The sequence below is a fragment of the Mesorhizobium marinum genome, assembly GCF_040813675.1.
In the GTDB taxonomy this organism is placed as follows: Bacteria; Pseudomonadota; Alphaproteobacteria; order Rhizobiales; family Rhizobiaceae; genus Mesorhizobium_K; species Mesorhizobium_K marinum.
Map to the genome: position 1 here is coordinate 74,278 of NZ_JBFOCI010000006.1, position 19,278 is coordinate 93,555.

Consider the following 19,278-nt stretch of genomic DNA (forward strand, 5'->3'; position numbering starts at 1 on the left):
GGGCCGCCAGGCGCGCGCTCACACGCTCATGCCGCCATCCACCATCAGCGTGGCGCCGGTGACGAAGCTGGAGTCGTCGCTTGCAAGGTAGAGCACCGAGCGAGCTATCTCATCGGCCGAGCCATGCCGCCCAAGCGGGATCAGGCCGTTGAAATAGGCGGTCCCGTCGAGGCCCATGGCGTCGCCGAGTCCGCGTTCGACGGCCAGCTGAAATGCGTTGTCGATCGGACCTGGATGGATGGAGTTGACCCGAATGCCGCGAGGGGCAAGTTCCTTGGCGAGGCAGCGCATCAGGCCGACCTGTGCGTGCTTGGCGGTTATGTAGGCGTAGACACCGGCATCGCCACGCATGCCGGCGACGCTCGACGTGATGATGATCGAACCGCCCTCGCGCATGTGCGGCGAGGCATGCTTGGCGGCCAGGTAGGCGCCTTTGACATGCACGGCCATCACATGGTCGAAAGTGCTGTCGGGGTAGTCGGCTATCGGCGCCACCGTGCCGAAATTGCCGGCGTTCGAGAACAGCACGTCGAGGCCGCCGAAGCGCTCGATCGTGGCTGCGACATATGCCGATGTCGCAGCCGCGTCGGAGACATCCGCCGCCATGCCAGCCGCCCGTCCGGGCGGTAGAGCTTGCAGGACGCGGTCCAGCGCGTCCGCGTCGCGGTCGACCAGCATCACCGAAGCGCCATGCTCGACGAAAAGCCGCGCGGCGGCCGCGCCGAGGCTGCCGGCGCCCCCGGTCACGATGCAGCTCTTCTGGTGCAGCCGCTTCATCGGCACGGCCTCAGAAGGGGTAGTGAATCGGCCCGTCCTGGACCGTGATCCAACGGAGGTCCGTGAACTCGGCGATGCCGGCCTTGCCGCCGAAGCGCCCGTATCCGGAGGCCTTCACGCCGCCGAACGGCATCTGCGCCTCGTCATGGACGGTCGGTCCGTTGACATGGCAGATGCCGGATTCGATGCGTCGCGCGACGGAAAGCGCACGCGTCACGTCGCGTCCGAAGACGGCCGATGACAGGCCATATTCGGTGTCGTTGGCGACGCGGACAGCCTCGTCGACGCTGCCGACACGCACGATGGTCACCACAGGACCGAACGACTCCTCCGAATAGATGCGCATCGAGGGGGTGACCCGGTCGAGTACCGTCGCCTGGATAACCGTGCCGTCAATCGCACCGCCCGCGGCAAGCACCGCGCCCTTGGCTACGGCGTCCTTGATGAGCTGGCCGATGCGGCCCGCAGCGCCCGCGTCGACGACGCAGCCGAGCGGCGTCTTGCCTTCGGTGGGGTCGCCGGCCTTCAACGCCTTGGCCTTCGCGGCGAGCGCGGCGACGAAGTCGTCGGCAATTTTCTCGTCGACGACGATGCGTTCGGTCGACATGCAGATCTGGCCCTGGTTCATGAAGGCGCCGAAGGCCGATGCCGCGACGGCCGCGTCGATGTCGGCGTCGTCGAGCACCACCAGCGGCGCCTTGCCGCCGAGTTCGAGCAGCGCCGCCTTGAGGTGCCTGCCGGCGATCTCGGCGATGATCCGCCCAACACGGGTCGAGCCAGTAAAGTTCACCCGACGCACGGCCGGCTGTGCGATCAGCGCCTCGACGATCCCCGGCGCGTCGTCGGGGGCGTTGGACACGGCATTGAGCACGCCCTTCGGAAGCCCCGCCTCGTTGAGCGTATCGACGATGAGGCGATGTGTCCTCGGGCATATCTCCGAGGTCTTCATGACGACCGTGTTGCCGCATGCGAGCGGGGTGGCAAGCGAGCGCACGCCGAGAATGACCGGCGCGTTCCACGGCGCCATCGACAATACCACACCGGCGGGCTGGCGCATGGCCATGGCGAGTGATCCCTTCCGGTTGGAAGGGATCACTTCGCCGGCGATCTGCGTCGTCAGCGCCGCGGCTTCGCGCAACATGTCGGAGGCCAGAAGCACGTTGAAATGCGCCCAGCCGGCGGTAGCCCCGACCTCGTCGGCCATCGCCTTGATGAACTCCGGCTCCTTGGCCGACAGGATGTCCGCCGCCTTGGAAAGGATGGTCCGGCGCTCGCGCGGCGAGGAGGTCGACCATTCCGGGAATGCCGCCGCCGCGGCGTCGACAGCCGCGATCGCGTCGTCGATCGTGGCCGCCGCGGCTCTCGTGGCCACAGCGCCGGAAATCGGATTGCGGCGCTCGAAAGTAGCCCCGTCGGACGCCTCGGCTTCTTCGCTTCCGATCATCAATCGCAAAACGTCCACGTTCATCTCCTTCTCTCAGGCCTCCGCCGATGCACCCATGAATGCATGCTGCACGGCAGGATCGTTGATAAGTCTGGTCGCAGGACCTTCGCCGACCATGCGGCCGGCTTCGAGCAGGTACCCCCGCCCGGCGATGGACAGGCTGGCGCGTACATTCTGCTCGACGATGAGCAGCGAGACGCCGCGACGGCCGATCTCGGCCAGCGTCGCGAAAAGCTCGCCGACGAGCACCGGCGCAAGTCCGAGGCTTGGCTCGTCGAGCATCAGCAGCCGCGGCGCCGACATCAGAGCGCGGCCGATCGCCACCATCTGTTGTTCGCCGCCCGACATTGTCGATACCGTCTGGCGCCGCCGCTCGACGAGCCGCGGGAACAGGTCGTGCACCATGGCGAGGTTGGCGGCTTCGTCCTTGCGGGCCCGATGCGCATGCGCGCCAAGCCGCAGGTTCTCCGAGACGGTGAGGTCGGGGAACAGGCCGCGTCCTTCGGGCACCAGCGCTATCCCGGCCTCCAGGATTTCATGTCCGGGACGGCCTGCGATGCGTTGTCCCGCGAAGTCGATCACAGAGCCGGGTCGCGGCCGCACGAGGCCCGCGACCGCCTTCAGCAGGGTCGACTTGCCGGCGCCGTTGGCTCCGAGGATGACAACCGTCTCGGCTTCGGCGACGGTGAGCCCGACGCCATGCAGCGCGGCATGTTTGCCGTAGTCCACGGCGAGTCCGCTCACCTCAAGCATTGCCGGTCCCCAGGTAGGCGCGCACGACTTCGGGATCCGCGAGCACTCCCGCGGTGTCGCCGTCGGCGATCTTGCTACCAGCGTTCATGACCACGCAACGCGCGCAGAGCGACCGGACCGCCTCCATCACATGCTCCACCAGGAGGATCGTGATGCCGGTGTCGCGAAGCGAGGCGATCAGGCCGATGCCGGTCCGCAACTCAGTCGGATTGAGGCCGGCGAGCCATTCGTCGAGGAGCAGCAGGGCGGGCCTCGCGGCGAGGGCGCGGGCAAGCTCGACGCGCTTCTGATCGATGTAGGTCAACTGTTCGGCAGCCTCGCCGCCCCGACCGCCGAGGCCAACGCGGTGCAGCAGTTCGTCGGCTTCGCGGCGCGCCGCATCGCCCCAGAGCGGCTCGCCCCGGAAGGCAAGCGCGGCGACCACGTTTTCATCGACGGTGAGCGACGGCAGCACGCGCACGAGCTGAAACGTTCGCGCGATACCCTTGCGTGCGATCCGGTGTGAACTCACGCCGCCGATCTGCTCGCCGCGCAGCTGGATCTCGCCGCCGCTGGGTTTCATGGCGCCGGAGATCATGTTGAGCGCGGTCGTCTTGCCGGAGCCGTTGGGACCGAGCAGGCCGACCACCTCGCCCTCGGCGATGTCGAAGCTGACCCCGTTGACGGCCATCAGCCCGCCAAAGCGCCGCGTCAGCCGGGAAACCGAGAGCAGGGGGGTCATGGGCGCGACTCCCTGCCGGCAGCCAGCGTTGGAGACGCGACTTCGCCGGAGGAGGCTTTTGCCTCGCCCGTCCGGCGCCGGACCAGCGTCTCCAGGAGGCCGGCCACGCCACGCGGCAGCAGAAACACGATCACGATGAACAGCAGGCCGAGCAGGATCGAGTAGTGGTTGGGGAAGTTGGCCGACAGCCATTCGAACAGCAGGAAAAGCGGGATGGCGCCCAGCGCGGGGCCCCAAAGCCGCGAGGCGCCGCCAAGCAACGCCATGATGAGCGTCAGGAAGGAAACGGTGGGATTGAAGACGATTGCAGGCTCGACATAGGTCCAGCGCGGAGCCTGGATCGCTCCCACCAGCGTGATGATGACGGCGCTTGCCGCAAACAGGGCGAGCTTCGTGCGGGCGATGTCGATGCCGATGTGCGAGGCCACCACTTCGTCGTCGGCGATGACCTTGAGGGCGAGGCCGAGCCGGGACCGGTCTATCCACCAGGTGAACAGCAGGGTGACGGCGCAAAGCACCAGAAGCTGCCAGTAGATCTGCTCCGGCGTGATGGGCAGGAAGATGTAGCGGCCGAGGGTGCCGGTCACCGCCGTTTCGTACCAGGTGACGAGCTGGCGGATGAGTTCCGCGAGGCCGAAGGTGAAGATGACGAAATAGACGCCGGCAAGCCGGAGCGTCGACAGTCCAACCAGCAGCGCCACGGCGAGGCCCACCATCGCCGCCACGAGCAGCACAGCCGGATAGGGCATCGTCTCGCTGAGCGCGGCGACCGCATAGGCCCCGATGCCGAAGAACGCGACGGTGGCCAGCGAAACGTAGCCTGTTCGGCCGGAGAACAGCCCCCAGGCAGAGGCCAGCGTGACATAGCCCATGAGGCCGATCATCAAGCCGACCCCATAAGGGCCGAGAAAGAAGGGCGCCGCCGCGAGCACCGCGAAGACAGCTGCCGCTGCGGCCAGGATGAGCGTCGTTTTCATCGCCGTGCCTTGCCGAACAGTCCGGCGGGGCGCCAGAGCAGCGTCGCCAGGAAGATCAGATAGACGGCCGCCAGCGTCAGGCCCGGGCTGACATAGGTTGCGACAAAGGTCTCCACCAGGCCGAGAATCAGCCCGGCGCTCAGCGCGCCGGCAAGGTTGCCGACGCCTCCCATGATGACGACGATCAGCGCCTTCATGGTGAAGACGACGCCGGATGATGCGGTGAACGTCTGGTACATCGACACGACGACGCCGCCGCAGGCTGCAAGCGCGCCGCCCAGCGCGAAACCGAACCGCGCCGCCCGGTCGGCGTCGATGCCGACGAGCGGCGCCGATGCCGGCGCGACCGCCACCGCCCTCAGCGCCGTACCCCATCTGGTACGGGTCAGAAGCAAATAGAGGCCGCCGCCGATCGCCACCGCCATGACCAGTGCGAGTAGCCGGTTCATGGCGACGCTCGCGCCGAGGATATCGACGCCGAAGTTCAGGTAGCTGTAGCTGATGTAGTTGCCGCCGAATCCGACCTGCATGACGCCCTGGATCACGAAGAGCAGGCCGAAGGTCGCAAGGATGGTGTCGATCTCCAGCGCCGCGCCGCCCTTCGACCGCCTGACCAGCGGCCGCATCAGCAGGCCGTAGACGACCCAACCGAAGGCGAAGCCCGCGGGAGCGATCAGCGCCAGTCCGAGGATCGGACTGACGCCGAGCACTTCGTGCACCAGGTAGGCGCCGAAGGCGGCGGCGATGATCGTTTCGCCATAGGCGAGGTTCATCGTCCGCGCGATGCCATACTGGATCGTCAGGCCAAGCGCGACCAGCGCGTAGGTTCCGCCCAGCACCAGCCCCGCAACCAGGGTCGTCAGCATTGCGCCACTCCTAGGCGAAGCCGGAGCCCGGCTACTGCCAGGCCGGCTTCGGCAGGATTGCCGCGGCCGCGCCTTCGCGGTCGACCGGCGCCACGGCGACGAACTGGCCGTTCTGCCACTGGCCGCCCAGCCAGAGCTTGCGCAACTGGTTGTCCTCGAGCTTCACCTCGCCGAGGACGGTCTGGAACGTGCCGTTGGACAGTTCGTCCGCAACCGCATCGCGGTCAAGGCCGCGCCGCTTGATCGCCTCCTGCAGCATCTGGAGGCTGTTGTAGGTGACGACGGACCCCCACAGGTCGGGCGCGTTGCCGATGACCTCCTCGTGGCGCTTGCGATAGGCTGCGTTGGCCTCGTTCTTCGGGTCGATGCCACCGAGGCTCATGATCCCTTCCGCGTTGGCGCCATTCTTCGCGCCGTAGGCCGGGAAACCCGTGCCGACACCAAGGTAGAGAACCTTCGGATTGAACTTCGCGACCTGCGCCTGCTCGGTGAGGGCGAAGGTTTCAGGCGGATAGGAGAAGGCGACGAAGGTGTCGGCGCCGCTCGCCGCGGCCTCGTTGATCATCGGCGTGAAGTCGGTCGTGCCTGCCGGGTAGGTGACGTCGAAGACCACTTCGAAACCGGCGTCGGCCAAGGAAGGGCGCGCCGCGGTGACCAGGTCGATGCCGAAGCCGTCGGCGACCGAGATCATCGCGACCTTCTTGTTGATGGTACCGGCGTCGGCAGCCTTCGACAGCAGGCCGGCAAGCGCGTTGGTGTAGTCGTGGCCGCCGCCAAGCAGCCAGAAGCTCTTCTTCCAGCGTTTTACGAATTCCGGGGCTTTGTCGGTAACTGCCGAGACAGCGAGTTGCGGATAGCCGAAACGATCGAAGAGCGGCGCCACGGCGAGGTTGAAGCCGGTGCCCCAGGGCGGCAGGATGAAATCGACCTTGTCCTGCGTGGCGAGGCGCTCGATGTTGCGCACGACCTCCTCGGCCGAGGAGCGGTCGTCATACTCGATCACTTCGATGGGGAGCTTCGTACCGTCGGGCAGTTCGAGCCCGCCGGCATCGTTCACGTCCTTCACCCAGAGCAGGTAGTTGGGCAGGGTCGTGATGCCCGCACCGCCCGAATTCGGCCCGGTCTTGGATATTGCGTAGCCGATCTTCACCGAAGTCCGGTCCTGCGCGGTCGCGGGCAGGGCGCCGAGCACGGTGGCCAGCGCGATGGACATGCCGAAAGATCGCAGGACTCGCCTGCGCGAAAGCGTCGTCATTGATGATCCCTCCCGTTGCAGACGCCCGATTGGGGCGCTCGCCGGATCAGCCCGAACTCCTCCCGGTTCTGTCCGACCGGTCAAGGCTAGGGGCAGTCGTTCTCCGCAGGAATAGACATTTTCGGGCAAGAATTGGATTTTTGCTGGTGTCGCCTATTTTGGGTCGGCCAGCCCTACTGCTGGCGGGCCGCGGCCTCCCTCAGCGTATGCAGCAGGATCGAGAAGGCCGCGGACGGCGTGGCGTCAGTGCGCATGGTCAGGCCGACCGGTCCCTTGGTGTCCCCGGTATTGAGGGGCAACGCGGCGAAAGCGCCGCCGGAAAGTTCGTCGGCGACCACCCCGGCCGAGATGACCCAAACGGCATCGCTCTGCCGCAGGAACGCTCGGCCGAAGGAATCCGATACCGTATCGATCACGGTTGGGGGCAGGGCAATGCCGTTGGCCATGAAGAAGCGGTCGACAAACGGCCGGATCACGGATTCGCGTGTCGGCATCAGGACCGGAAATTCGCCAACCCTGGCGACGATGTCCTCGCCCTTGGCCAGCAGCGGGTGTCCGGTCCGAACCACGAACAGAACCTGCTCCGAATAGAGATGCTCGAAGAAGAAGCCCGTCATCTTCTCCGGGGCGGCCAGCCGGCCGACGACGAGATCGAGTGCGCCCGATCTCAACTGGTCGAGCAGTACCGCGTTCTCGCCCGTCACGATCTTGATCGCGGCGCCGGTTTCTTCCCTGAGGAACAGCGAGATCGCGCTGGGCATGATCCGCGTCGACACGGTCGGCAGCGCGCCGATTCGAATGGGCATGCCGGCCGCGCTGTCACGGCGCGCGGACTCCACCCCGTCGTTGAGTGCGGCGACCGCGGTCCCGGCGTAGCGCAGGAAGATCTCGCCGGTCCGGGTGACGCGTATGCCCCGGCCGTGCCGTTCGACGACCGGGGACCCGAGCGCCTCGTCCAGTTCGCGCAGCGTCCGGGTGACCGCGGGCTGGCTGACGTTGAGCACCTCTGCGGCGCGCGCCACGCTGCGTTGCCGCGACACTTCGAGAAAGGTCCTCAAATGGCGGAAGCGCACGCGGTTGATCGATGACATCCATAACCTCAGGATTATCGAAAGCCCCGCGATTATCATTTTACCGAACCAAATGCTTGTGCAAAAATCTCCGGTGGAGGATTTTGGCATGCCTTTCGTCGATATCGGCGGCGTATCGATGCACTATCGCCACCGCCACGGCGATGGTCCCGTGCTTGTATTTATCAATTCGCTCGGCACCGACTTCCGCATCTGGGACGACATGATCGCAGCGCTCGACCCGAGCGCCGGGCTGCTCGTCTACGACAAGCGCGGGCATGGCCTCTCCGGGCTTGGCGCCGGTGTCCGCTCGATCGACGATCACGCGAACGACCTTGCCGCCCTCCTCGACCGCCTGGACATCGACGGAACGGTCCTGTGCGGGCTGTCTATCGGCGGCCTCATCGCGCAACGGCTGCTGATGATCAGGCCGCAGCCTGTGCGGGCCATGGTGCTCTGCGACACGGCAGCAAGGATCGGCACTACGGCCTCGTGGGACAAGCGCATCGAAACAGTCACACGCGAGGGCATCGAGGCGATCGCGGACCCGATCATGGAGACGTGGTTCACGCCCGCCTTCCACCGAAACAGGCCAGCCGACCTAGCCGGCTACCGCAACATGCTGGTTCGGCAGTCGGTCGCAGGCTACCTCGGAAGTTGCGCGGCGCTTCGCGAGGCGGACTACAGGGAGGCGGCCGGCAGCATATCGGTGCCGACGCTCTGGGTCGTCGGCGACCAAGATGGTTCAACGCCCCCTGAACTCGTCAGGCAGACCGCCGATCTCGTTCCGGGCGCGCGCTTCGAGGTGATCGCCGGAGCCGGCCACATACCATGCATCGAGAAAGCGGCAGCGCTCGCCGCGCTCATCAGCGGCTTCGTCGCCGCCCTGCCAGGGAGAAAGCCATGAACGAGCCGTCTGGCGAACATGACCGCTACGCCGCCGGACTCGAGGTTCGTCGTTCCGTGCTCGGCGCCGGTCACGTCGAGCGGGCGAGCAAGGCCACGACGGACTTCGACCGCCCGTTTCAGGAATTGATCACGGAGGCGGCATGGGGCACCGTCTGGTCGCGTCCGCACTGGACGAAGCGGGAGCGATCTATGGTTACGCTTGCCCTGCTCGCGGCTCTCGGCCACGACGAGGAGGTCGCCATGCATGTCCGCGCGACGGCCAACACCGGCGCCACGCGCGAGGATATCTGCGAGGCGTTACTGCATGTCGCGATCTATGCCGGGGTGCCCGCCGCCAACCGTGCGTTCCGGATCTCCAAGCGGGTCTTTGCCGAGATGGACGGGCGGGCCGATGGCCAGTGACCGGCTTTCCAATCGGCCCGTCGAGACTGGCCCATTCTTCCAGCGCGACCGCAACTGGCACCCGCCGGCGCTGACGCCAGGCTACAAGACATCCGTGCTGAGGTCTCCGCAGCGGGCGCTGATCTCCTTCGACAATACCCTCTCCGAGACGGCGGGTCCGGTTTTCGGGCACGCCATGCTCGGCGAAGGGGACAACGACCTGATCCACAATTTTGCGTCGCCGGGCGAAGCCGCCCTCGGCGAGCGCATCATCGTCTATGGGCGCGTGATCGACGAGCGTGGTGTGGGGGTGCCCGGCGCCCTTCTGGAATTCTGGCAGGCAAATGCCGGCGGCCGCTATCGTCACAAGAAGGACGGCTACCTGGCGCCGCTGGACCCGAATTTCGGCGGCTGCGGGCGCACCATAACCGGGGGGGACGGCGGCTATGCGTTCCGTAGCATCAAGCCCGGGCCGTACCCCTGGCCGAACGGCCCAAACGACTGGCGTCCCTCGCACATCCACTTCTCGGTGTTCGGGCACGGCTTCGCGCAGCGGCTGATAACGCAGATGTATTTCGAGGGCGACCCGCTGATCTGGCGATGTCCGATCGTCCGGGGCATCCCCGACCGGGCGGCGATCGAACAGCTGATCGCCGCGGTCGACATGGAGGCGACGATCCCGATGGATGCGCGAGCCTTCAAGTTCGACATCGTGCTGCGCGGTCGTCGGTCGACGATGTTCGAGAACAGGCTGGAGGGCAACTGATGGCGCAATCGCTCGATCGTCAGAAGGAAACGCCATCGCAGACGGCAGGACCCTATGTGCATATCGGCCTGACACCGAATGTCGTCGGCATCGCCGGCGTCTATCGCGAGGATCTCGGCTCGTCCATGGTCGAGGATGGGACCCGTGGCGAGAGAATCACGCTGATCGTCACCGTGTTCGACGGGGCAGGGGCGCCTCTGCGGGACGCGCTGGTCGAAATCTGGCAGGCCGATGCCGAGGGCTTCTACCCTTCGCCGGCCGAGCGGCGCGGGCGAGCCGACCCGCACTTCTCCGGCTGGGGGCGATCGGCCGCCGACATGGAGACAGGCGCCTGTCTATTCCACACCATCAAGCCGGGTCGCGTTCCTATGGCCGACGGCCGCCTGATGGCCCCGCACATCAGCATCTGGATCGTTGCGCGCGGTATCAATCTCGGCCTTCACACGCGCATCTACTTTCCCGAGGAAGAGGAGGCGAACGTCTCGGATCCTATCCTGGCGCGCATCGAGCACCGCGCGCGCGTGGCGACGCTGATCGCCCGCAGGGGGGCGGATGCATACGTCTTCGACGTTCATCTGCAGGGCGACAACGAAACGGTCTTTTTCGACAGCTGACATCGGAACATGACGATTTCGCCCTTCGATCATCCGCTGCTCACCGCCTTGCTTGGCGACGAGGACGCGAGCGTCCACTTCTCGGCGGCGGCAGAACTCGCCGCGATGCTCGATTTCGAGCGCGCCCTGGCCGAGGTCGAGGCCGGGCTCGGGGTCATCCCGGCTGACGCCGGCAATGCCATCGTGACGACCATCGAGCGGTTCTCGCCGGATACCGCTGCCTTGCGCAAGGCGGCGGCGCAAGACGGCCTCGTCGTGCCGGAACTGGTGCGCCAATTGCGCGACGCGGTTGGTGAGCCGCATGCGCGGTTCGTGCATTTCGGCGCCACAAGCCAGGATGTCGTCGACACGGGCCTGGTGCTTCGCCTGAAGCCCATCCTGGCGATACTGGAAGACAGGCTAGTCGGGCTCGCCGAAGGCCTCGCGGGGCTCGAAGGCCGCTTCGGCTCCGTCCGCCTGATCGCCGTGACGCGCATGCAGCCTGCGGTCCCTATATCCGTGGCCGCCCGGATCGGAAACTGGCGGAAGCCGCTGGAGCGGCATCTGGTGCGCCTGCGGGGAAGACGGCCCGACTTGCTGGCTGTCCAGTTGGGCGGCGCAGCCGGCACGCTGGATGTCCTGGAAGCGGCCGGCCCGACCGTGCGCGCCGCCTTGGCGGCGCGCCTCGGCTTGGCCGACACACCGCAATGGCATAGCCAGCGAGACGCAATTGCCGATTTCGCGAGTTCGCTCTCGCTCATCACGGCAAGCCTGGGGAAGCTCGGCCAGGACGTCGCGCTGATGGCGCTGGGCGGCACAATTGCGCTTGCGGACGGGGGGCGCTCGTCCGCCATGCCTCACAAGCAAAATCCGGTGAAGGCCGAGGTACTGGAAGCGCTCGCGCGCTTTAACGCGGCGCAGGTCGCTGCGATGCACGAGGCGGCGATCCATCCCGTCGAACGCTCCGGCTCGGCGTGGATGCTGGAATGGCTCGTCCTGCCCTCAATGGTCGTGGCGACGGCGGCAGCGCTGCGCCAGGCCGGCGACATGGTCGGCGCCATCGAGCGTATGGGGGCGTGATGAGAACCCAGGTCGCCATCATAGGGTCGGGGCCGTCCGGGCTTCTGCTCGGGCGCCTGCTGGCGGGAATCGGCGTAGACACCGTGATCCTCGAACGGGTGACCCGCGAGCATGTCCTGGGGCGCGTGCGCGCCGGCGTTCTCGAGCAAGGCACCGTCGACCTGCTCGACCATGCCGGTGTCGGCGCTCGACTGCATGCGGAGGGGCTGGAGCATGGCGGTGTCTCGATCGCCTTCGATGGCCGCCTGCACCGGATCGACCTTGCCGGGCTGACGGGGAGGCATGTCACCGTATATGGCCAGACCGAGGTCACCCGCGACCTTATCGAGCGCCGCGAGGCGGATGGCCTGATCACGCACTATGAGGTTTCCGACGTCGCCCTGCACGCGATCGACAGCGATCGCCCCTTCGTGACCTTCCGAAACGGGGGCGAGGACCTGCGCCTCGATTGCGATTTCGTCGCCGGCTGCGACGGCTACCACGGTCCGAGTCGCGCCGCCATTCCGGCAACGGTGCTGAGAACCTTCGAAAAGGTCTACCCGTTGGGATGGCTGGGCGTCCTGGCCGATGTCCCGCCTGTCGATCACGAGCTCATCTACAGCCATCACAGCCGCGGCTTTGCGCTTTGCTCGATGCGCTCGCAGGCCAGGAGCCGCTACTACATTCAGTGCGCGGCCGACGAAAAGGTCGAGGACTGGCCGGACGACCGTTTCTGGGACGAGTTGCGGCGCCGGCTTCCCCGCGAGGTCGCGGAACGCGTGACGGCGGGGCCTTCGTTCGAGAAATCGATCGCGCTCTTGCGGTCTTTCGTCGCCGAACCGATGCGGTTCGGTCGCCTGTTTCTTGTCGGCGATGCGGCGCATATCGTCCCGCCGACGGGCGCCAAGGGGCTGAACCTCGCGGCGAGCGACGTCCACTATCTGTTTGCCGGGTTGCGGGAGTTTTACCGGGAGGGCAGCCGGAGCGGCCTCGATGCCTATTCCGACAAGGCGCTGGCGCGCGTCTGGAAGGCGGTGCGGTTTTCCTGGTGGATGACCAGAACGCTGCACCGCTTCGACGAGGAAGGCGCCTTCGGCCAGCGCATCCAGGAAGCCGAACTGGACTATCTGGTCCATTCTCGGGCTGCCGAGACGGCTCTCGCCGAAAACTATGTGGGTCTGCCGTTCTGAGTTTTGCCAAAGTGAAGCACCGAACATTCGTCTGCAACGCGAACCGGAGTCGCCGATGTCCAAATTTCTGCCGCTTGCGCAGGCGGTGTCGGAAAACCTGAAGACCGGCGATTCCGTCGCGTTCGAGGGCTTCACCCATCTCATCCCGACCGCTGCCGCTCACGAGGCGCTGCGCCAGGGGTTCACCGACCTTACGTTGATCCGCATGACGCCGGACCTGATCTACGACCAGATGGTCGGCATGGGCATGGCGAGGAAGATGGTCTTTTCCTATGCCGGCAATCCCGGCGTCGGTCTTCTGCGGCGCGTCCGCGACGCCGTGGAGAACGGCTGGCCGCGCAGCCTGGAACTCGAGGAACACAGTCACGCTGCGATGGCCAATGCGTACGAGGCGGGTGCCGCCGGGTTGCCTTTCGCAGTATTCCGCGGCTATCGCGGCGCCGAGCTTGCCAGTGTCACGCATACGATCAAGTCCGTGACCTGCCCCTTCACCGGTGAGGAACTGGCAGCGGTGCCGGCGGTCAGGCCGGACGTAACCTTCATCCATGCGCAGAAGGCCGATCGCAAGGGCAACGTGCTGGTGGAGGGCATCGTCGGCGTCCAGAAGGAGGCGGTGCTCGCGGCGAAGCGCGCAGTCGTGACGGTCGAGGAGGTCGTCGACGACTTCGACGACCTCCATCCCAATCTCTGCGTCCTGCCTGCCTGGACCGTCACGGCGATCTCCGTGGTGCCTGGCGGCGCGCACCCCTCCTACGTGCACGGCCGCTATGCGCGCGACAACGCCGCCTATGTCGAATGGGACGAGATCGCTGCAGACCGCGACCGCTTCCGCCGGTGGATGCAGGAGAACGTCATGGAAAAGACGCCCAACGATTTCGCCGGCCGCGTGGCGCATCTGAGGAATGCCGCATGAGCGAGCCCTTCACGCCCAACGAGATGATGACCATCGCGGCAAGCCGAGCGCTCGCAAACGACGACGTCTGCTTCGTCGGCATAGGAGCGCCGTCTGCTGCCTGCAACGTGGCGCGCCTCACCCACGCGCCCGACATCACCCTGATCTACGAGTCGGGGACCATCGGCACGGCTCCCGACGTCCTGCCACTGTCGATCGGCGACGGCGAGCTTTGCGATACTGCCGTCACCACCGTCGCCGTACCCGAGATGTTCCGCTACTGGCTGCAGGGCGGCCGCATCACCATCGGCTTCCTCGGCGCGGCGCAACTCGACAAGTACGGCAACATCAACACCACCGTGATCGGCGACTATGCGCATCCGAAGACGCGGCTGCCCGGGGGCGGCGGTGCGCCCGAGATCGCGACCAGCGCGAAGCAAATCTACATCACCATGGCGCAGTCGAAGCGCGGGATGGTGGAAAAGATCGACTTCTTCACCTCCTTCGGCCACGGCGATGGCGGCGACCACCGCAAGCGGCTTGGCATCGACACGGCCGGTCCTACGCTCCTCATCACTGACCTCGCCATCTGGAAGCCCGACCCGGCGACCAAGGAATTCACCGTCGTCTCGCTCCATCCGGGCGTCACGCGACAGATGGTGCAGGACACCTGCGGCTGGACCGTGACGTTTGCCGATCAGGTCGAGAGCACGCCGGCGCCGACCGCGCTGGAACTGACGACGCTGCGCGACCTGCAGGCGCGTACCAAGGCCGCGCATGCAGGGGCTGCAAAGCCATAGAAGTAAGCCTGGGAGGGCAAGGCTGCCGCGGGATGGCTTGCGCCGGCGCGTGCTGCAGTTGGATCATTCGAGTGCTAAGTGCCGCCGGCGGCCTATGCGCTCCAGACCACGGCCTGTTCGTGGCGTTTGATGAGGTGTTTGAGGTCGTCGAAGCTTTTCCTGACATGCGCCGCGAACGCGTCGATGGCAGGCGCTCGTCCCTGGTCGACGCGGCGCAGCAGGCCGAGTGCCCGCTCCGGGTGCGGGATGTTGACGGGCAGGGCGGTGATAGCCTTCTCGTTGCGGTATGCGAACACCACGCTGTGCGGCAGGATCGTGAGCGCGTCGCTCGCCTTCATGTAGTTGATCGCGCTTGTGAGCGAACCGCCTGAATAGCGGATCTTGATCTCGGTGGCGCCGAGCGAAAGGATGAGGCTGCGTAGGTCGGCGAGCAGCGGGCTGCCGGAAGGCGGGGCGATCCAGGGGTAGTCGAGCAGTTCCGACGCCTTCAGCTTCCGCTTCAGGAGCAACGGATGCGTCGATCGGCAGGCGACCACGTTGCGCCCGGGCAGAACCTCCTGGAAGCGCATGCCCGAACCCTCGTCCAGCACGTCGATCGGGCAGATCGCAAGGTCAATGCGGTCGGCATTGATCGCGGCACGAAGTTCGCGCAGGTAGCCGTAGCTCTGTTCGACGCGCACGTCGGGCGAGGCGTTCTGGAAACTGGCGACCATGCCGGAAATCAGGGCGTCCATGAAAAACGGCGTGCCGCCAACCCGGACTACGCCGGTGCTGCCCTGCCTGAATCCCTCGACGATGGCCGATGCCTTGCGCGATGCCGTCAGCATCGCCTGCCCATGGTCGGCAAGAGCGCGCCCGAGCGGCGTCGGCTGCAACGGCCGCCTGCTCCTGAAAAAAAGAGGCTCGCCGAGCCGCTTTTCCAGCATTGCGATAGTCCGCGATACGGCGGGTTGCGTCAGCCCCAACAGCGCCGCGCCCTCGGTGACGCCGCCCGCCTGGACGGCGGCAGCCAGTTGAACGAGGTGCCGTTCATCGAACTTCATAACGATATGCTATATTGATCGCACGAGAAGTCATCAAGCGCTACGGCAAGGCCTGCTAGCCTCCTTGCGGGAGGAAGAATGGCGGCTTCGTCGTTCACGGAAGGGAATTCGGCGGAGATCGTCGCCGAGCGGCTTGCCCGTTCCGACGGATCGCTGCCGCGCTTCCTGGCCGCGCTCGTCGAAGCCCTGCACCGTGTCGTGAAGGAGACGCGGCCGACTCCTTCCGACTGGCGCAAGGCCATTGCGTTCCTCACCGAAGTCGGCCATGCCAGCGACGACAGGCGGCAGGAGTGGGTACTGCTTTCGGATCTGCTGGGGATCACCGCGCTTGTCGAGGAAATCAATTCACGCCGGCCGAAAGGCGCCACGCCCAACACCGTGCGCGGCCCGTTCTATCGCGCCGACGCCCCGCGACTGCCGCTCGGCGCCGATATCTGCCTTGACGGGCGCGGCGAACCGCTGCAGGTGGCGGCCCGCGTTTCCGATCTGGACGGCAATCCCGTCGCCGGCGCTACCGTGGAAACATGGCAGGCGAATTCGGAGGGGCTCTACGAGAACCAGCAACCAGACCTGCAACCGGAATTCAACCTGCGCGGCAGGTTCACGACCGACGCGGGCGGCCAATTCCACTACCGGACGATCAGGCCGAAGGGGTATGCAGTGCCGTGCGACGGTCCGGTCGGGCAGATGCTCGGGGCGATCGGGTATCCGCTTCGACGCCCCGCCCATCTTCACTTCATCGTCAGGGCCGATGGCTTCGAGACGATCAGCACCCATGTCTATGACGCAGTTGACCCCGATCTCGCCGAGGACGCCCTCTTCGGCGTCAAACCGGAACTCGTGGGCGAGTTCCGCCGCACAGGCAAGCAGAAGAACTGGTCGCTCGACTTCACCTTCGTGATGGTCCGGGCGAGGAAGGATCGCCGCGCCGCATGACGCTTTCCTTCACCTACCAGGGCAGCGCCGCCCGTATCGTCTTCGCTCGCGGGGCAAGTGCACGCGCCGGCGAATGGATCGAAAAGCTCGATTGCCGGCGAGCGCTGGTCCTGTCGACGCGCGAGCAGGCCGATGCCGCCGAAGCCCTGTCGCACCGTCTCGGCGGGCTGTCGGCTGGCGTCTTCGCGAAGGCGGTGATGCATACCCCGGTGACAGTGACGGAGGACGCCGTCAACGTCGCGGCGAGGCTCGGCGCCGATTGCGTGGTGTCGCTCGGAGGCGGGTCGACGACCGGCCTTGGCAAGGCGATGGCCCTGCGCACAGACATTGCGCAGATCGTCATTCCAACAACCTATGCCGGCTCCGAAGTTACGCCGATCATCGGCCAGACCGAGGGCGGGGCCAAGACGACGATCCGCACGCAAAAGGTCGTTCCGGAAGTCGTCATCTACGATGCGGAACTCACGCTCGGCCTGCCGGTCGGCATGAGCGTCACCAGCGGGCTGAACGCAATAGCACATGCGGCCGAGGGACTTTACGCGGAAGACCGCAATCCGATTTCATCCCTGATGGCGGTCGACGGAATGCGTGCGCTGAAGGAAGCGCTGCCCGTCATCGTCGGCGACCCGCGCAACGTCGGAGCGCGAGAGAAGGCGCTCTATGGCGCCTGGCTCTGCGGTACCGTGCTTGGCCAAGTCGCGATGTCGCTGCATCACAAGATCTGCCACACGCTCGGCGGCAGCTTCGACACGCCGCACGCCGAGACGCATGCGGTGATGCTGCCGCATACGATCGGCTTCAATGCTGCGGCTGCGGGCGGCGAGCTCGGGCCGGTTTCCGAGATTTTCGGCGGCTCTCCCGGCCAGGCGCTCTACGATTTTGCGCGCTCGATCGGCTCTCCGATGCGGCTTAGGGCATTCGGCCTGACCGAGGCCGACCTCGACTGCGCCGCCGACCTCGCGGCGAAGAATCCCTATTCGAATCCACGGCCCATCGACCGTGCCTCGATCCGGTTCCTGCTCCAGGAGGCGTGGGAAGGCGCGCGGCCGTCCGTCTGAGTGGAACCGGCGAACAGATGAAGGAAACGCTGTATGGCTGACATCACGACCGACGTTCTGATCATCGGCACCGGTCCGGCGGGCGCCGCGACAGCCGCACTGCTCGCCAGCTATGGCGTCGAGAACATGCTGATCAACCGCTACCGCTGGCTCGCCAACACGCCGCGGGCGCACATCACCAACCAGCGCACGATGGAGGTGCTGCGCGACCTCGGCCGCGAGGTCGAGGACGAAGCCTACATGTTCGCCACGCAGCAGGATCTGATGGGCGAGAACGTGTTCTGCACCTCGCTTGCAGGCGAAGAGATCGGCCGCCTCAAGACATGGGGCAAGCATCCGCTGAGCCGCGCCGAGCATCAGCTCTCGTCGCCGTCGCACATGAACGACCTGCCGCAGACCTTCATGGAGCCGCTGCTCTTCAAGACAGCCTGTTCGCGCGGCACGCAGGCGCGGATGTCGACCGAATATCTCAGCCACAAGCAGGACAAGAGCGGGGTGACCACGACATGCCGGGACCGCCTGTCCGGCAAGGAGTTCACCGTCCGCTCCAAATATCTCGTCGGCGCGGACGGCGGCAATTCCAAGGTCGCGGAAGACGCGAAGTTGAAATTCGAGGGCAAGATGGGCGTCGGCGGTTCGATGAACATCCTCTTCAAGGCGGACCTTTCCAAGTACGTCGCCCACCGTCCATCGGTACTCTACTGGGTCGTGCAGCCCGGCGCCGATGTCGGCGGCATCGGCATGGGCCTCGTGCGGATGGTGCGCCCCTGGAACGAATGGCTGATCGTCTGGGGCTACGATATCAACCAGCCGGCGCCTGAAGTCGACGAGGCCTTCGCAACCAAGGTTGCCCGCGATCTCGTCGGCGATCCGGATCTCGAGATAGACATCCAGTCCGTCTCCACCTGGACGGTCAACAACATGTACGCAACCACCATGCAGAATGGCCGCGTCTTCTGTATGGGCGACGCGACGCATCGCCACCCGCCGTCCAACGGGCTCGGCTCCAACACGTCGATCCAGGATGCCTTCAACCTCGCTTGGAAGATCGCCTACGTGCTCAAAGGAGCGGCCGGAGAAGGGCTGCTCGACAGCTATCAGGTCGAGCGCGCGCCGATCGCCAGGCAGATCGTCACCCGCGCCAACAAGTCGATCGAGGAGTTCGGCCCGATCTTCAAGGCGCTCGGACTGCTGGATTCGATCGACCCGGTGAAGATGCAGCAGAACATGGATGCGCGCTGCGACGATACGCCGGCCGCCGAGGAACAGCGCCGCAGAATCCGCGAGACGATCGCCTTCAAGGTCTACGAGTTCGATGCTCATGGCGTCGAGATGAACCAGCGCTACAGGTCGAAGGCGGTCTTCGCCGACGGTCAGAGGGAACCGAAGTTCGAACGGGATGCCGAGCTTCACTACCAGCCGACGACCTGGCCCGGCGCCCGCCTGCCGCATGCCTGGGTGTTCGGCGGGAACGGCACCCGGGCTTCGACCCTCGACCTTTGCGGCAAAGGTCGCTTCACTGTCTTCACGGGCATCGGCGGCAAGGGCTGGATCGACGCCGCGAAGACCCTGTCGAAGGAACTCTGCATCGACATCAACGCCCATGTTGTCGGTCCGCGCCAGGAATGGCAGGACCTGACAGGCGACTGGGCCAATCTGCGCGGAGTGCGCGATGGCGGCATCGTTCTGACCCGCCCCGACCAGCATGTCTGCTGGCGCAAGGAGGCGATGGTGAAGGACCCGGTCGCGGCGTTGCGCAAGGCCCTGAAATCCGTACTGGCGCTGTGA

General features: G+C 66.1%; 20 protein-coding genes. 11 read left to right on the top strand and 9 right to left on the bottom strand.

Annotation, left to right across the window (positions count from 1 at the left end; genetic code table 11):
* Positions 1-18 precede the first annotated feature (18 nt).
* From ABUE31_RS18165 to pcaQ, 8 genes are all read right to left on the bottom strand, one after another.
* The gene (locus ABUE31_RS18165; protein ID WP_367725120.1) at positions 19-777 is read right to left on the bottom strand and encodes an SDR family NAD(P)-dependent oxidoreductase; all 759 of its coding nucleotides are present in this window, start codon (positions 775-777) and stop codon (positions 19-21) included.
* Positions 778-787: 10 nt separating this feature from the next.
* Positions 788-2,245: an aldehyde dehydrogenase gene (locus ABUE31_RS18170; protein ID WP_437344147.1), complete on the bottom strand. Its 1,458-nt coding sequence runs from the start codon at positions 2,243-2,245 to the stop codon at positions 788-790.
* A 9-nt stretch (positions 2,246-2,254) separates the two neighbouring features.
* The gene (locus ABUE31_RS18175) at positions 2,255-2,974 is read right to left on the bottom strand and encodes an ABC transporter ATP-binding protein (protein ID WP_367725121.1); all 720 of its coding nucleotides are present in this window, start codon (positions 2,972-2,974) and stop codon (positions 2,255-2,257) included.
* Positions 2,967-3,695, bottom strand: a complete 729-nt coding sequence (locus ABUE31_RS18180) for an ABC transporter ATP-binding protein (protein ID WP_367725122.1) — start codon at positions 3,693-3,695, stop codon at positions 2,967-2,969. Before ABUE31_RS18180 ends, ABUE31_RS18175 begins: the two co-directional genes overlap by 8 nt.
* Complete coding sequence (locus tag ABUE31_RS18185; RefSeq protein ID WP_367725123.1) at positions 3,692-4,672, bottom strand: branched-chain amino acid ABC transporter permease; 981 nt, start codon at positions 4,670-4,672, stop codon at positions 3,692-3,694. The genes ABUE31_RS18180 and ABUE31_RS18185 overlap by 4 nt, the downstream gene beginning before the upstream one ends.
* Complete coding sequence (locus ABUE31_RS18190; protein ID WP_367725124.1) at positions 4,669-5,538, bottom strand: branched-chain amino acid ABC transporter permease; 870 nt, start codon at positions 5,536-5,538, stop codon at positions 4,669-4,671. The genes ABUE31_RS18185 and ABUE31_RS18190 overlap by 4 nt, the downstream gene beginning before the upstream one ends.
* A gap of 31 nt (positions 5,539-5,569) precedes the next feature.
* On the bottom strand, positions 5,570-6,793 hold the full coding sequence (locus ABUE31_RS18195; protein WP_367725125.1) for an amino acid ABC transporter substrate-binding protein: 1,224 nt from the start codon (positions 6,791-6,793) through the stop codon (positions 5,570-5,572).
* A 173-nt stretch (positions 6,794-6,966) separates the two neighbouring features.
* Entirely contained in the window at positions 6,967-7,884 is a 918-nt protein-coding gene (gene pcaQ, locus ABUE31_RS18200) for a pca operon transcription factor PcaQ (RefSeq protein ID WP_367725126.1), read from the bottom strand.
* An 88-nt stretch (positions 7,885-7,972) separates the two neighbouring features.
* On the opposite strand from pcaQ, the gene pcaD reads away from it, so the two are divergent.
* From pcaD to ABUE31_RS18240, 8 genes are read left to right on the top strand one after another with little or no spacing between them, the layout of a single operon-like run.
* Positions 7,973-8,770, top strand: a complete 798-nt coding sequence (gene pcaD / locus ABUE31_RS18205) for a 3-oxoadipate enol-lactonase (RefSeq protein ID WP_367725128.1) — start codon at positions 7,973-7,975, stop codon at positions 8,768-8,770.
* Positions 8,767-9,174, top strand: a complete 408-nt coding sequence (gene pcaC, locus ABUE31_RS18210; RefSeq protein ID WP_367725129.1) for a 4-carboxymuconolactone decarboxylase — start codon at positions 8,767-8,769, stop codon at positions 9,172-9,174. Before pcaD ends, pcaC begins: the two co-directional genes overlap by 4 nt.
* Positions 9,164-9,919 carry a protocatechuate 3,4-dioxygenase subunit beta gene (gene pcaH, locus ABUE31_RS18215; RefSeq protein WP_367725130.1) on the top strand — a complete coding sequence of 252 codons (756 nt, stop codon included), beginning with the start codon at positions 9,164-9,166 and terminating at the stop codon, positions 9,917-9,919. The genes pcaC and pcaH overlap by 11 nt, the downstream gene beginning before the upstream one ends.
* The gene (gene pcaG, locus ABUE31_RS18220; RefSeq protein ID WP_367725131.1) at positions 9,919-10,533 is read left to right on the top strand and encodes a protocatechuate 3,4-dioxygenase subunit alpha; all 615 of its coding nucleotides are present in this window, start codon (positions 9,919-9,921) and stop codon (positions 10,531-10,533) included. The genes pcaH and pcaG overlap by 1 nt, the downstream gene beginning before the upstream one ends.
* 9 nt (positions 10,534-10,542) lie before the next feature.
* Positions 10,543-11,592: a 3-carboxy-cis,cis-muconate cycloisomerase gene (locus ABUE31_RS18225; RefSeq protein WP_367725132.1), complete on the top strand. Its 1,050-nt coding sequence runs from the start codon at positions 10,543-10,545 to the stop codon at positions 11,590-11,592.
* Complete coding sequence (gene pobA / locus ABUE31_RS18230) at positions 11,592-12,761, top strand: 4-hydroxybenzoate 3-monooxygenase (protein ID WP_367725133.1); 1,170 nt, start codon at positions 11,592-11,594, stop codon at positions 12,759-12,761. The genes ABUE31_RS18225 and pobA overlap by 1 nt, the downstream gene beginning before the upstream one ends.
* Positions 12,762-12,816: 55 nt before the next feature.
* Complete coding sequence (locus ABUE31_RS18235; RefSeq protein WP_367725134.1) at positions 12,817-13,674, top strand: CoA transferase subunit A; 858 nt, start codon at positions 12,817-12,819, stop codon at positions 13,672-13,674.
* Positions 13,671-14,453, top strand: a complete 783-nt coding sequence (locus tag ABUE31_RS18240; RefSeq protein ID WP_367725135.1) for a CoA-transferase subunit beta — start codon at positions 13,671-13,673, stop codon at positions 14,451-14,453. The genes ABUE31_RS18235 and ABUE31_RS18240 overlap by 4 nt, the downstream gene beginning before the upstream one ends.
* Before the next feature lie 92 nt (positions 14,454-14,545).
* Here the strand turns inward: ABUE31_RS18240 and ABUE31_RS18245 are convergent, their stop codons facing one another.
* Positions 14,546-15,496, bottom strand: coding sequence for a LysR family transcriptional regulator (locus ABUE31_RS18245; protein ID WP_367725136.1), 951 nt, complete (start codon positions 15,494-15,496; stop codon positions 14,546-14,548).
* Between the two features lie 78 nt (positions 15,497-15,574).
* Here ABUE31_RS18245 and ABUE31_RS18250 point away from each other — a divergent pair, with 78 nt between their 5' ends.
* From ABUE31_RS18250 to ABUE31_RS18260, 3 genes are read left to right on the top strand one after another with little or no spacing between them, the layout of a single operon-like run.
* Positions 15,575-16,432, top strand: coding sequence for a dioxygenase family protein (locus tag ABUE31_RS18250; protein ID WP_367725137.1), 858 nt, complete (start codon positions 15,575-15,577; stop codon positions 16,430-16,432).
* The gene (locus ABUE31_RS18255; RefSeq protein ID WP_367725139.1) at positions 16,429-17,490 is read left to right on the top strand and encodes a maleylacetate reductase; all 1,062 of its coding nucleotides are present in this window, start codon (positions 16,429-16,431) and stop codon (positions 17,488-17,490) included. The genes ABUE31_RS18250 and ABUE31_RS18255 overlap by 4 nt, the downstream gene beginning before the upstream one ends.
* Positions 17,491-17,523: 33 nt before the next feature.
* Positions 17,524-19,278, top strand: a complete 1,755-nt coding sequence (locus ABUE31_RS18260; protein ID WP_367725140.1) for an FAD-dependent monooxygenase — start codon at positions 17,524-17,526, stop codon at positions 19,276-19,278.

Bases quoted from the DNA above. Each gene is read 5' to 3' on its own strand.
- ABUE31_RS18250 (WP_367725137.1), top strand. From the start codon at position 15,575: ATGGCGGCTTCGTCGTTCACGGAAGGGAATTCGGCGGAGATCGTCGCC.
- pcaH (WP_367725130.1), top strand. From the start codon at position 9,164: ATGGCCAGTGACCGGCTTTCCAATCGGCCCGTCGAGACTGGCCCATTC.
- ABUE31_RS18165 (WP_367725120.1), bottom strand. From the start codon at position 777: ATGAAGCGGCTGCACCAGAAGAGCTGCATCGTGACCGGGGGCGCCGGC.
- ABUE31_RS18225 (WP_367725132.1), top strand. From the start codon at position 10,543: ATGACGATTTCGCCCTTCGATCATCCGCTGCTCACCGCCTTGCTTGGC.
- ABUE31_RS18260 (WP_367725140.1), top strand. From the start codon at position 17,524: ATGGCTGACATCACGACCGACGTTCTGATCATCGGCACCGGTCCGGCG.
- ABUE31_RS18245 (WP_367725136.1), bottom strand. From the start codon at position 15,496: ATGAAGTTCGATGAACGGCACCTCGTTCAACTGGCTGCCGCCGTCCAG.
- ABUE31_RS18235 (WP_367725134.1), top strand. From the start codon at position 12,817: ATGTCCAAATTTCTGCCGCTTGCGCAGGCGGTGTCGGAAAACCTGAAG.
- ABUE31_RS18190 (WP_367725124.1), bottom strand. From the start codon at position 5,538: ATGCTGACGACCCTGGTTGCGGGGCTGGTGCTGGGCGGAACCTACGCG.
- ABUE31_RS18240 (WP_367725135.1), top strand. From the start codon at position 13,671: ATGAGCGAGCCCTTCACGCCCAACGAGATGATGACCATCGCGGCAAGC.
- pcaC (WP_367725129.1), top strand. From the start codon at position 8,767: ATGAACGAGCCGTCTGGCGAACATGACCGCTACGCCGCCGGACTCGAG.
- ABUE31_RS18255 (WP_367725139.1), top strand. From the start codon at position 16,429: ATGACGCTTTCCTTCACCTACCAGGGCAGCGCCGCCCGTATCGTCTTC.
- ABUE31_RS18170 (WP_437344147.1), bottom strand. From the start codon at position 2,245: ATGAACGTGGACGTTTTGCGATTGATGATCGGAAGCGAAGAAGCCGAG.
- ABUE31_RS18195 (WP_367725125.1), bottom strand. From the start codon at position 6,793: ATGACGACGCTTTCGCGCAGGCGAGTCCTGCGATCTTTCGGCATGTCC.
- pcaQ (WP_367725126.1), bottom strand. From the start codon at position 7,884: ATGTCATCGATCAACCGCGTGCGCTTCCGCCATTTGAGGACCTTTCTC.
- ABUE31_RS18180 (WP_367725122.1), bottom strand. From the start codon at position 3,695: ATGACCCCCCTGCTCTCGGTTTCCCGGCTGACGCGGCGCTTTGGCGGG.
- ABUE31_RS18175 (WP_367725121.1), bottom strand. From the start codon at position 2,974: ATGCTTGAGGTGAGCGGACTCGCCGTGGACTACGGCAAACATGCCGCG.
- pcaD (WP_367725128.1), top strand. From the start codon at position 7,973: ATGCCTTTCGTCGATATCGGCGGCGTATCGATGCACTATCGCCACCGC.
- pcaG (WP_367725131.1), top strand. From the start codon at position 9,919: ATGGCGCAATCGCTCGATCGTCAGAAGGAAACGCCATCGCAGACGGCA.
- ABUE31_RS18185 (WP_367725123.1), bottom strand. From the start codon at position 4,672: ATGAAAACGACGCTCATCCTGGCCGCAGCGGCAGCTGTCTTCGCGGTG.
- pobA (WP_367725133.1), top strand. From the start codon at position 11,592: ATGAGAACCCAGGTCGCCATCATAGGGTCGGGGCCGTCCGGGCTTCTG.